Origin of the sequence: Eubacterium sp. AF17-7 (assembly GCF_003461285.1) — a bacterium.
GTDB classification, from domain to species: domain Bacteria; phylum Bacillota; class Clostridia; order Lachnospirales; family Lachnospiraceae; genus Eubacterium_U; species Eubacterium_U album.
The window spans coordinates 99465-111590 of record NZ_QTWU01000007.1; the positions used below are offsets into that span (position 1 = coordinate 99465).

At 45.2% G+C, this 12126-nt stretch carries 12 protein-coding genes; all 12 read left to right on the plus strand.

The annotated features are described in order from the left end of the window. Positions 1-33 precede the first annotated feature (33 nt). The 12 genes from DWW96_RS08130 to DWW96_RS08200 all read left to right on the plus strand — a co-directional run bounded on the left by DWW96_RS08130 (position 34) and on the right by DWW96_RS08200 (position 11980). Positions 34-447, plus strand: coding sequence for a sigma-70 family RNA polymerase sigma factor (locus tag DWW96_RS08130; RefSeq protein ID WP_117500091.1), 414 nt, complete (start codon positions 34-36; stop codon positions 445-447). Between the two features lie 123 nt (positions 448-570). Beyond that, positions 571-747, plus strand: coding sequence for a DNA-binding protein (locus DWW96_RS08135; protein WP_117500092.1), 177 nt, complete (start codon positions 571-573; stop codon positions 745-747). A gap of 61 nt (positions 748-808) precedes the next feature. Further along, entirely contained in the window at positions 809-1492 is a 684-nt protein-coding gene (locus tag DWW96_RS08140; protein ID WP_117500093.1) for a response regulator transcription factor, read from the plus strand. Further along, positions 1489-2520 carry a HAMP domain-containing sensor histidine kinase gene (locus DWW96_RS08145; protein WP_117500094.1) on the plus strand — a complete coding sequence of 344 codons (1032 nt, stop codon included), beginning with the start codon at positions 1489-1491 and terminating at the stop codon, positions 2518-2520. Before DWW96_RS08140 ends, DWW96_RS08145 begins: the two co-directional genes overlap by 4 nt. Before the next feature lie 143 nt (positions 2521-2663). Then, positions 2664-3329, plus strand: a complete 666-nt coding sequence (locus DWW96_RS08150) for an ABC transporter ATP-binding protein (RefSeq protein WP_040342337.1) — start codon at positions 2664-2666, stop codon at positions 3327-3329. A gap of 14 nt (positions 3330-3343) precedes the next feature. After that, complete coding sequence (locus tag DWW96_RS08155) at positions 3344-5977, plus strand: FtsX-like permease family protein (protein WP_117500095.1); 2634 nt, start codon at positions 3344-3346, stop codon at positions 5975-5977. 637 nt (positions 5978-6614) lie between these two features. Beyond that, positions 6615-7028, plus strand: a complete 414-nt coding sequence (locus tag DWW96_RS08170; RefSeq protein WP_117500098.1) for a sigma factor-like helix-turn-helix DNA-binding protein — start codon at positions 6615-6617, stop codon at positions 7026-7028. 498 nt (positions 7029-7526) lie between these two features. Further along, positions 7527-7877, plus strand: coding sequence for a type II toxin-antitoxin system PemK/MazF family toxin (locus DWW96_RS08180; RefSeq protein WP_015528524.1), 351 nt, complete (start codon positions 7527-7529; stop codon positions 7875-7877). A 79-nt stretch (positions 7878-7956) separates the two neighbouring features. Then, positions 7957-8118 carry a hypothetical protein gene (locus DWW96_RS14240; RefSeq protein WP_004797315.1) on the plus strand — a complete coding sequence of 54 codons (162 nt, stop codon included), beginning with the start codon at positions 7957-7959 and terminating at the stop codon, positions 8116-8118. Positions 8119-8173: 55 nt separating this feature from the next. Then, positions 8174-9847 (plus strand): recombinase family protein, encoded by a 1674-nt coding sequence (locus DWW96_RS08185; RefSeq protein ID WP_117910070.1) that lies wholly within the window; start codon positions 8174-8176, stop codon positions 9845-9847. Between the two features lie 202 nt (positions 9848-10049). After that, positions 10050-10739, plus strand: coding sequence for a response regulator transcription factor (locus DWW96_RS08195; protein WP_117910071.1), 690 nt, complete (start codon positions 10050-10052; stop codon positions 10737-10739). Next, positions 10715-11980, plus strand: a complete 1266-nt coding sequence (locus DWW96_RS08200; protein WP_117910072.1) for a HAMP domain-containing sensor histidine kinase — start codon at positions 10715-10717, stop codon at positions 11978-11980. Before DWW96_RS08195 ends, DWW96_RS08200 begins: the two co-directional genes overlap by 25 nt. The last annotated feature ends 146 nt before the right edge of the window (positions 11981-12126 follow it).

Sequence of the window (12126 nt, forward strand, 5' to 3'; positions counted from 1 at the left end):
TCAATCACCTGTGAATCGAAATGGAGGTACATAATGAAGAAAATTAACCTTCGGGAACTTTATCCTAATGTTTATACAACAGACTTTTTTGTAGATGTGACAGAGGAAGTAATGGAGACTATTCGAGCAGCTGAACGTGCGGAAGCTGCGTATGAGCGAAAGATGTATCGCTATAAGGCGTACTACTCCCTGGACTGCGACAACGGCATTGAAAATGCGATTCTGATGAAGCCCCAGACACCGGAAATGCTTTTGGAGGAAAAGCAGCTGCGGGAGCAGCTCTATGCTGCTGTGATGGCTCTGCCAGAGAAGCAGGCCAAGCGGATCTATGCCCGGTATTATCTGGGTATGCGTGTGAGTGAGATCGCCACAGCGGAGGGCGTAGACCAAAGCCGTGTCCGTGATAGTATCCGGCGTGGTCTGAAGCAACTAGCAAAGTATTTTTAGGATAGAACTACAAATGGGGCGCAAGGTCTCAAAATGCTTCTGGCACAGGGCCTTGCGCCCTATTTGCACGCTTGTATTCTTCGAGCAAAGGAAATATAATAAACCATATTGGAGGGAAACTATATGGATTATATGACGCTGAAAGAAGCAAGTGAAAAATGGGGTGTTACCCCAAGGCAGATCAATTATCTGTGTACCGGTGGGCGTATCCCCGGCGCTGTAAAGATGGCTACCATTTGGATGATTCCCAAGGATGCAGAGAAACCGGCAGACCGCCGTTTCAAAAATACAAAAAAATAATCCTCTCGTGAGGTTTCTGTGACATTTGGATGCTACACTAAGAATGAAGGAGTGTGATACAATGCGAATTTTAGTAGTCGAGGATGACCGACTTTTGAATAATACCTTGTGCTATAATCTGGATACTGCGGGCTATGCCGTGGACTCTGCATTGACAAAATCAGCAGCCAGCAACTTTCTGACCAAGCAGGACTATGACCTGATCGTGCTGGATGTAAACCTGCCGGATGGGAATGGCTTTGATTTCTGCCGTGAGGTAAAGGAGCGTCGGCCGGATACGGCGGTGATCTTCCTGACCGCAAACGATATGGAAAGTGATATGCTCAAAGGATATGAGCTGGGCGCGGAGGACTATGTGACCAAGCCATTTCCTATGAGCGTCTTTCAAAAAAAGCTGTCCGTGGTGCTGGGGCGGTTGGCGAAACAGTCTGGAGGCGATTGCTATGAGGATGGTGCGCTGTCCATCAATTTCTCGGAGATGACTGCTTCCCTGTCCGGTAAGCCGTTGGTGTTCACTCCGTTGGAATACCGGCTGTTGAAAATACTGACCAAAAATCCGCAGAATGTTTTGACCAGGCAGGTGCTGCTTGAAAAGCTGTGGGATGCCGATGGAAACTTTGTGGATGAACACGCCCTGACTGCGGCCATCAGCCGGGTGCGGAACAAAATTGAAACAGAGGGATGCCAGTACATCAAGACGGTGTACGGCATGGGCTATATGTGGATCGGAGGGGCATCGAAATGAATATGCGAAAACTCTCCATCAACAAAGCCTGTATCCTTTTGGGAACGCTTTTGCTGCTGGCGGTTGGTGCAGTCTGCGCCGCTGTTTATCTGCTGACCCAGAATATAACCGCTGTCCGGTGTGTGTTCCTGTTCAGTCTCTTTGTACTGCTCTGCGTTATCTTCTTTGTGGCTCTGATCCGCCGGAAGCTGGTTCGGTTCTCCGATGCCTTTTGTGGTCAGATGGATGATATGCTCTCCGAAAATATGCAGCCGAAGCAGACGACCTGCGAAGAAAGCCTGTTCTACAAAATCAACTATCGGCTGGGGCGGCTGTACGAGGTCATGCAGGAAAATAAAAACAGCATCGCAAAGGAACGGACTGACCTGCAAGAGCTGATCTCTGACATCTCTCATCAGGTCAAGACCCCGATTGCCAACTTGAAAATGATCAACAACACGCTGCTTGAAAATGAGGTTCCTCCGCAGAAGCAAAAGGAATTTCTGACAGCCCAGGCCAGCCAGCTTGATAAGCTGGGCTTCCTCATGCAAGCCATGATTAAAACCTCCCGACTGGAAACGGGAGTCATTTCGCTGGAGCAGAGACAGCAACCGGTTTACGATACCCTTGCCGCTGCCCTAGGCGGGATTTTGCTCAATGCCGAAAAGAAAAAGATAGATGTGCAGGTGGAATGCCCGGAGCATTTGGATGCACGCCATGATAGAAAATGGACAAGCGAAGCCCTGTTCAACATTCTGGATAATGCTGTGAAATACACCCCGGCAGGCGGGCAGATCCGTGTGTCGGTGGAAGGCTGGGAAATGTATGTGAAGATCGACATTGCCGATACCGGCATCGGCATTTCAGAGCAGCACCAGGGGACGATTTTCAAGCGGTTTTATCGGGAAGATGTGGTGCATGATGTGGACGGTATTGGAATCGGTCTGTATCTGGCCCGTGAGATTGTGACCTTGCAGGGCGGTTATATCCGGGTAGCGTCTGAGGTTGGGAAAGGCTCAACCTTTTCTGTTTTCCTGCTCCGAAAGTAGAGTAAGCACACCCCGAAAATTGAAATGTCACAGATTCGTGACATTTGGGGCTGAATTTAGCGGAAATTTTTTGTGGCTCGTGACATTTCTGTGAGGTTTGGTCGTTACAATGGGTTTATCAAAAAGAAAGGATGGTATTCTCTATGAGCATTTTGCAAACGACTGAACTGAAAAAATATTATGGTGCAGAGCCGAACATTACCAGAGCCTTGGATGGTGTGACCCTCTCTATTGAAAAAGGAGAATTTGTAGCTATCGTAGGAACCTCCGGCAGTGGTAAATCCACGCTGCTGAACATGATCGGCGGATTGGATGTGCCCACCTCCGGCCAGGTGGTCGTGGATGGCAAGGAGCTGTCCAAACTCAAAGACGAGGAACTGACCGTTTTCCGCAGAAGAAAGATCGGCTTTATCTTCCAGAACTACAATCTGGTACCGGTGCTGAATGTCTTTGAAAATATTGTGTTGCCTGTGGAGCTGGACGGAAACAAGGTAGACAAGAAGTTTATGAACGAAGTAGTGCAGATGCTGGGGCTTGAGGATAAGCTGAACAATATGCCCAATAACCTCTCCGGCGGCCAGCAGCAGCGCGTAGCCATTGCCCGCGCCTTGGTGTCAAAGCCCGCTATTGTCTTGGCTGATGAACCCACCGGCAACCTGGACAGCAAGACCAGCGCCGATGTGCTGGGGCTTCTGAAAACTACCAGCCAGAAATTCCACCAGACCCTCGTAATGATTACCCATAACAGTGAGATCGCCCAGCTTGCCGACCGCATTATTCGGATCGAGGATGGTAAGATCGTGCAGTAAAGGGGGGCGGGACTATGAATGACATTCTATTTGGCAACAATAATTCCAAAGTAATTACCAAGCTATCCAAACGCTATTTCAAGAAGAATAAGGTACGCAATCTGGCTGCACTGCTGGCAATTATCCTGACTGCTTTCCTGTTTACCTCTATCACTTCCCTGGCGTTCAATATGGCGTCCTCCATCCAACTCTCTCTGCAAATGCAGAAAGGCAGCAAGGCGGATGGCACTTTGGGGTATATGACGGAGAAACAGTACGAGCAGCTTGTAAACAGCGATTTTGTGGACCAGGCAGGACACCGGCGTATCATTGGCTATGCAAGCAACACTTCCAGCCATTCCATTGAAATCAATTATGAAGATAGTGTGCAGCAGGAACTGACCTTCTGTGTGCCTACCCACGGAGCTGCACCGGAGAAAGCGAATGAGATCGCCACTACGGATTTGGCGCTGAAGGCGCTGGGTGTAGAACCTGAGATCGGCGCAGAGGTTCCGTTAGAATTTGAACTGCGGGGGAAAACTTATCATTACGATATGGTGCTTTCCGGCTGGTGGGAAGCAAGCAATGACTCTGTGAGCGTTGCGACTGTTTCAGAGCAGTTTATAAAAGAAAATCCCGATGTGGTTCAGAACACTTATGCGGTAGACCATGTAATGTCCGGCGTTACTTTTTCCGATGTCGTGCTGAAGAATAAAGCAAATGTTCAGCAGCAGTTGAATGAGTTCGTTTACTCCATTGGCGGCAATCCAGAGGATATGGGCGCAGACAATTTCATTCTCGCCTCCGAAAATCAAATGTCCCAGGGATTGACTTCATCAGAGTCCATCGTGCCTGCTGTTGTATTTATCCTGATGTTTGTCGTGTGCGGATACCTGCTGATCTACAATATCTTTGATATTTCCGTGATGCAGGATGTTCGTCAATACGGTCTGCTGCGGACGATTGGAACTTCCACACGGCAGATCAAGAGCATTGTGAACCGTCAGGCGGTCTGGCTCACGCTGATCGGACTGCCTATTGGTCTGATTGCCGGTTTCTTTGCCGGTTGGGTGCTGCTTCCTATCGTGACAGAGATCATTAACCTTGAATACTCTATGGTGGGTACATCCGTATCGACCTCGCCCCTGATCTTTGTTATTGCCGCTCTCTTTACAATTTTGACCGTGCTTATCAGCACCCGGAAGCCTGCAAAAAAGGCGGCAAAGATTTCTCCTCTGGAGGCGATCCGCTACACCGAGCAGAACGCCTATAAAAAGAGCAGTGCCAAGCGTACCAATAGAGTAAAGCTGTCCCGCATGGCCTTTTCCAACCTGGGGCGCAATCGTCGGCGTTCAGCGTTTATCATTATTTCCCTGCTTCTGTGCATCGTCCTGTTTAACTCTATCATCATTGTGACGCAAAGCCTTGATGAAGAAAAGTGGGTAAACCGTGTTACCAGAACAGATTTTAATGTCTATAACTCCGCCGCATTTAATGTAATGGAGGGCGTTCAGCACCATGAAGATACGCTCTCACAACAGGCAGTGGATCTGATTGCCGGACAGCCCGGAGTTGAGGATGAACGCTATCTTTACCGAAATACAAAAGACGATAGAAATGTGCTGGTTGACTATGGGTTTGAAGATTTAAGCGGTATAGAGCTATTCCATGAGGAAGAAGGCGTTGTAAATCAAAGCTATCAGGGATATAGCCTGTACACAAGTTCTGATACCGAAAGGCGCTATTTTGGTAATGTGATGGGAGCCTCCGAGAATTTCTGGGCGGATATGCGTATTTTTGAAGGCGAAAAAGATGCCGAAACCTTAACGCAGAAAATGGCTACCGGAGAATATGTCATTATTGGTTGCCCCATCGACAAATTGACAGAGGAACCAAATAACACTCCGCTGACCGATCAGTTACAGGTCGGGGAGAGCATTTCCTTCTACAAGGATGGGGAACTGGTCAAAACCAGCACCATCCTTGCAAAAGCGATTCTCGTGGGAACAGAAACAGAAACGCCCACAGGCACTACCGCTCAGGCACACATCGCCGGTGATGCTCCTTTTGTATATCTGCCGGACACTGTATTCAAGGAAATCTATGACGCTCCCACGCTTCTGACTTATGGATTCAATGTGGAGGAAGCCTTGCAGCCGCAGATGGAAGAATTCTTGAGCAGCTATGTGAGCGAAAATACTTCGGTTGCCTATACTTCCACCAAGCTGTTGAAAGAGCAACTTGATTCGGTCCGCAGCATGATTCTGGTTATCGGCGGTTTGATTGGCTGCATCATGGCCTTTGCGGGACTGATCAACTTTACCAACATGATTATTACCAACATCATCACCCGCCGCCATGAGTTCGCTACCATGCAAAGCATCGGTATGACCGGCAAGCAGCTTCGCCGCCTGATGGTCTATGAGGGCATCTATTATGCCGCCGGCGCAGACATTATTGGCGGAGCAGCCGCAGCGGTCCTGGCAGTCACGGTGCTAAAGAGCGCATTAAATGGCCCCTCCATGTGGTTCTTTACCCTGAACATTACATTGGTTCCTGTTCTGGTCATTGGTGTGCTTTATCTGCTGCTGGCTGCGGTCATTCCGCTGATTGTTCTCCACTTCTTTAACAAGGGAACTGTGGTGGAACGGCTGAGGACTTCGGAGTAACGGCAGAGATTGCTACAATAAATAATCATAAACCTATTGAAAGCCGGGAGGAGGCATTTCCTCTCGGCTTTCCTCAAAAAAATTGAAATCTCACAGATTGGTGAGATTTCAGCTTGTTATTTTGTCGAAATGGCGTATGCCCGTGACATTTCTGTGAGGATTGCCTGTTAAAATAAAAGAAAAGTGAAAAAGTTGCCGCACGATGGCAAAAGAAAAAAAGCCATCGTACAGCGACTATATTGTTATGCACTTTGCAACGGTGGCTTTGAAAAAATCAGAGCCGCCGTTTCCTTTCGTCTATCTAAAATGAACGACGACCCTACACCCTGCAATCTGGTACGGCGGCACATAGGAGGATGCCGCCATGTCAATTTTCGTCATTCACAATAGCCATGAGTTACACCAGCTAAAAAAAGTCTTGCCCCTCCTCCGGGGGAGTATGACTATCTATCAGTATTATCGTTCCATCTAAATCAGCAGAATAGTAGGTATTTTTGTCGCGCCAATTTCCCATTACGGGGAGTTGGCGTTTTTTGCTTTCGATTTTTCGGGAAGGCGTCCGAAGTATGTCGCTGCCGATCCCCGCCTCCTTTCGATTCACTCGTCAACCGCCCGTGAATCGAAATGGAGGTACATAATGAAGAAAGTCAATCTTAGGGACTTATATCCCGATGTTTATAAAAACGATCATTTTGTAGAAGTAACAGAAGATGTGCTGGAGACGATCCGTGCCGCTGAGCGTGCAGAAGCTGCTTATGACCGGAGGATGTATCGCTATAAAGCGCATTACTCTCTGGACTGTGATAACGGCATTGAAAATGCGATCCTGATGAAGCCCCAGACGCCGGAAATGCTCCTGGAGGAAAAGCAGCTGCGGGAGCAGCTCTACGCCGCAGTGATGGCTCTGCCGGAGAAGCAGGCCAAGCGGATCTATGCTCGGTATTACCTGGGTATGCGTGTGAGCGAGATAGCAGTAGCGGAGGATGTAGACCCAAGCCGTGTCCGTGACAGCATCCGGCGTGGTCTGAAGCAGCTGGCAAAGTATTTTTGAAAAAGTTTCGTTTGGTGCGCTCGTTTTTTGCTCTTTTTGTCAGAGTTAATAAGAAGGACAAGTTTTCCCCCTTCAACAGCACTTTGACAATTTCATAGACAGCATAACAGGTACATAACCCGTGTACGAGCGAGTGTGGAACGCCGCGAAGATAGAGCAGTCAGGGAGGTGATGAACAAAGCTGCTTTGGAGCGATCTACGATTCCACAAAACGGATGGTGGCAGATTCGGCGCGAGGACTGCACGGGGGCTTAAAGATACTTCCTCACGGCCTCCTAAAGACTTGGGGGGAACCCTGCGGCGCACGAGTAAAACGACGCTGCGGAGTTATGACAACCGCGCCAGCGGAGACCTGCTATGTTCCCAGCGTTAGGGGGCGTGGCAAATATGACGAGTAATCCGAACAGAATAACAGTAGCCGCACCAGGTTTTTATCCGAAGATTTTTTTCAGACTGGTGCGGCTGTTTAAGTATTAAGATATTAAGGAGGCGAGAGTGATGTTTGAAAAATTCCATCGAGGTGACATATATTCGGCTGATTTAAGTCCTGGTATTGGCTCCGAACAAAGTGGCTCTCGTCCTGTACTCATTCTTCAAAACAATGTGGGAAATTGTTTCAGTCCTACGATTATTATTGCAGCAATTACCAGTGTAAGTAAAAAAAGCAGAAAATTCCCCACGCATTACCACTTAAACGACAGATGCGGTTTGATGAAACCATCTGTTGTTATGCTGGAACAGATCAGAACAATCGACAAGTCGAGGTTAAAAAACTATATTGGTCATCTAAACAAGGATGACATGGAAAACATAAACAAGACGCTCTTGTGTAGTCTGGGGATTACATAAAAGTGCCGAAAGGCCGTATCATTTTCAGGCTGTGCAAGTAGAGTTATAATTTCGTTAGGAATTGCGGAGGTGATTCTGAATGGAGAATATCCAGAATAAAAGCGCATTGATTCCTTCAGATGAAATCCGGTCAGAAGAACTTCTGGCGGAACAAAAATTTGAAGCGTTTATCACTTCGCTGGCACATATTATCGAGAAATATGGTATGAGAGTGCTGGGCGAGGTTGACGGAGCTGCGTGAGAATCGCAGCTTTACATAGGATATTTTCCAAAAGTAAATTTTGGAGGTATGAATTATGAACCGATATGGAAAACGCTGTGTTTTGTATCCGAGGGTCAGCACAGAGATGCAAGTGGACGGATACAGCCTGGAAGGTCAAAAAAATATGCTGACACGATTTGCGGATCGTGAGGAAATGATCGTTGTTGATACTTATGAAGATGCCGGTAAATCCGGTAAATCCATTGAGGGACGACCTGCCTTTCAAAAAATGCTCAGAGATATTGAGGATGGCTTGGACATTGACTATATTTTAGTGTATAAGCTGTCACGGTTTGGCCGTAATGCAGCAGATATACTTAACTCTTTGGAGTTGGTTCAATCTTATGGTGTAAATCTGATTTGCATAGAAGAAGGGATTGATTCCTCTCAGACAAGCGGAAAACTTTTGATTTCTGTACTATCTGCTGTGGCTGAGATTGAGCGTGAGAATATTATCGAGCAGACGATGAACGGGCGGCGCGAAAAGGCACGGCAGGGTGGATGGAATGGTGGCTTTGCTCCCTACGGATATACACTGGAAGATAACAAGCTGATGATTGAAGAAACAGAGGCTGTGGCAATACGGAAGATTTTTGAATTATATACTTCATCGGAAATCGGTTTGGGTGGTATTGCGAATCAGTTGAACTTACAAGGTATACGGAAAATTCCGAGGCAGAATGGCACATTAGAGGATTGGACAGGACATTTTATTAAACTGATATTGGATAACCCGGTTTATTGCGGTAAAATTGCCTATGGACGGAGAACGAAGGAAAAAGTCAAAGGCACAAAAAACGATTACCAGATGAAAAGAAATGACGATTACATTCTGACAGAGGGACAGCATAAAGGAATCGTTAGTGAGGAGGTATGGGAAAAGGCTCATGCCAAGCGTCTTAGAACCGGAGTAAAGCAACCGTCAAAAATTGGGCGGGATCGAGTTCATTTGTTATCAGGTCTGCTGAAATGCCCGGTTTGTGGAAGTCCCATGTATACGAATAAACACGCATGGACAAATAAAGATGGCACTTACAAAGAAATTTACTATTATGTATGTAGTCGGAATAGGATGGTCCGGGGTAAGCATTGTGAATATAAGGCGATGCTGAAAAAGACCGATATTGAACCGATGGTCATTGAGGCAATTCGTGAGATCGTAAGGAATGAGGAATATGCCCAAGCCATTAAAAAACGGATTGGCGTTCAGATTGACACGAAAGCAGTGGATAAAGAACTGGAGGGCTATCAGGCAAAGCTGAAGGAAGTTGATCTGAATAAAACAAGATTGGAACGGGAAATTGACAGTCTCCCTGCTGATGCAAAATACCGGGAACGAAAGCTCCATGATATGACCTTGCGGTTAGATTCCCTATATGATGTCATTGTTGAGCTGGAGGAAAAAATCGAAGATGCCAGACTTCGGCGAGATGCAATTAAGCAGCAGGCAATTACTCTTGAGAATATTTACAAAATCATGGTGAATTTCGACTGCGTTTATAATATAATAAATGACGAAGAAAAGAGAAATGTGGTCACAGCCTTGATTAAGGAAATTGAAATTTACAGGAATGACGAGTCTGAATATCCGCTAAAGCGGATTGGTTTGAATTTTCCGGTGTTCAAGGATGGCGGGGAAGTTACGGAGCTTTTGTGGGACAAAGGGAATACCGTTGAGACGGTTGTTCTTTTGTCTCAACTGAAATAAAAGCCGGATGATTACATTAGTGTCACGATTGAACTTGATGATATGGATATAACATCTGCAGAGACTAAGGCAACATATGATGAGATAAAGAGAGTGCAATTGTGGAGGCATTGAAGCATTTTAAGATGATTCAGAACAAATATGTAATGAACTAGGTCTTAACGAAAAGGAAAAATAGTTAATAAAGAGAGGTGCATATGTTATGCCAGGTATACTCGTGGTTGAAGATGATGAAAATTTAAATCGTGGAATTACATTTTCACTGAAAAAATCCGGATATGAGGTTTTTTCAGCAGAATCAGTGAAAAAAGCGAAAAGAATTGCAAGTGATAATAATGTGGATGTTACCATTTGTGATGTGAATCTTCCAGATGGGAATGGACTGGAATTTGTAAGGTGGATGAGATGCAATTATAATACATACATTATTTGTCTTACAGCATTAGATCAGGAGATGGATCAGGTTATGGGATATGAAGCAGGGGCAGATGATTATATTACAAAGCCGTTTAGTCTTTCGGTACTTCTTTTGAAAATAGAAGCACATTTCCGCCGCAGACAGGAGAAAACGGAAGCCGGAAAGATGATTTCCGGAGATATCGTATTTATCGCAGGAGAAATGAAAGTCCTGATAAAGAGTCGTGAAATCAGTCTGACGAAAACGGAGTTGAAAATGCTGACTCTTTTTCTTCAGAATCCGAAACAGATTCTTTCAAAAACACAAATATTGGAAAATGTGTTTGATATGGAAGGGGATTTTGTGGATGAAAATACAATCGCTGTCAATATCAGAAGACTCCGTGAGAAAATCGAAGACAATCCGGCTGCACCGGTCTATATAAAGAATATCAGAGGTCTTGGGTATATATGGAATCAGGAGGTAAGGCAGTGACAAAGAGATATCGCAAGAAGATTACAGTAGTGCTCTCCTTGGTATTACCTGTCATATTATTGTTTGCAATATTAAATTGCTTTACCACGTATGTGTTTTATGAAGATTATAAATATAAAATGAATCTTATGACAGAAATTGCAGCAAAGGAAAAATTTTCCGGGCTGGATGCTGTTTCGGAATTGCTTAAGGATAAGGATATTGAAACCAACGAACAGGGAAGGCGATTATTGGAGCAATATGGATACTGGGGAAATAAAGGGAATGTGTTTTATTTGCAATTCCGGCATCAGGTTATGGTGACCGGTGCTGTAAGCACTGTGATATGCGTGCTTCTTTTGATTATTTTATTTTATTGGAAGAAGACAGAAGATGCGTGTCATCAGAAAATTTTAGACCAGTTAGAAGAAATTCTGATCAGATTCCGTGAAAATAAATTTGATGATTTACTTAAAACGGAAAATCACGCTGAACTGGAAAAATTGAATGACCAGCTTGAAGCAATCGGACATCATATTCAGTTGCTAAAGGAAGAAGCACGGGAAGAAAAAGAGAGCACGAAAGAAATGGTTTCTGATATCTCTCACCAGTTAAAGACACCGGTTGCAGCTTTGGATACATGTTTTAGTGTGCTGATGCAGAATGACTTAAGTGCCACAGAACAGGAGGAGTTTCGTATTCGTTGTCGGAGTGCTCTGGATGGACTGGAGACATTATTGCAGTCGCTTCTTGAAATATCCAAGATGGAAACCGGACTGATTCAGATTAATAAGAAAAAACTTTCGCTTATGGATACTGTCATATCTGCTGTGAACCGTACTTATCCAAAAGCGGATGAGAAAGAAATTGAATTCGTTTTTGACTATGCAAAAGAGCTGGAAACATGTATGGTTGTGCAGGATAAAAGGTGGCTTGGTGAAGCTGTGATCAACGTTTTGGATAATGCAATCAAGTACAGTCCGGGTGGTTCAAAAATATTTATCCGGTTAAAAAAAAGAAACGATCTTGTAAGAATGGAAATTGAGGATCAGGGAATCGGTATTCCGCAGAATGAGTATCACAAAATTTTTCAACGATTTTACAGAGGAGGTTCCAGGGAGGTCAGGGAAGAGAGTGGCACGGGAATCGGACTTTTTCTATCGAGAGAAATTATCGAAAAACACGGAGGTATGATCACGGTAATCTCCGGCAAAAAGAAAAAAGGAAGCACGTTTGTGATTCAATTGCCATATGTTGGTTAAATTTTAATTGGGCAGAAATCTTACAATTCTGTAAGATTTCTGCCCAATTTTTGAAAGTGAAATGAAAGATTGTCCTGATACAATTTGGATGTAGGTTGAAAAATGACCAAATATATAAACAGGCAAAGAAAGCGTGCTGAAAAGGT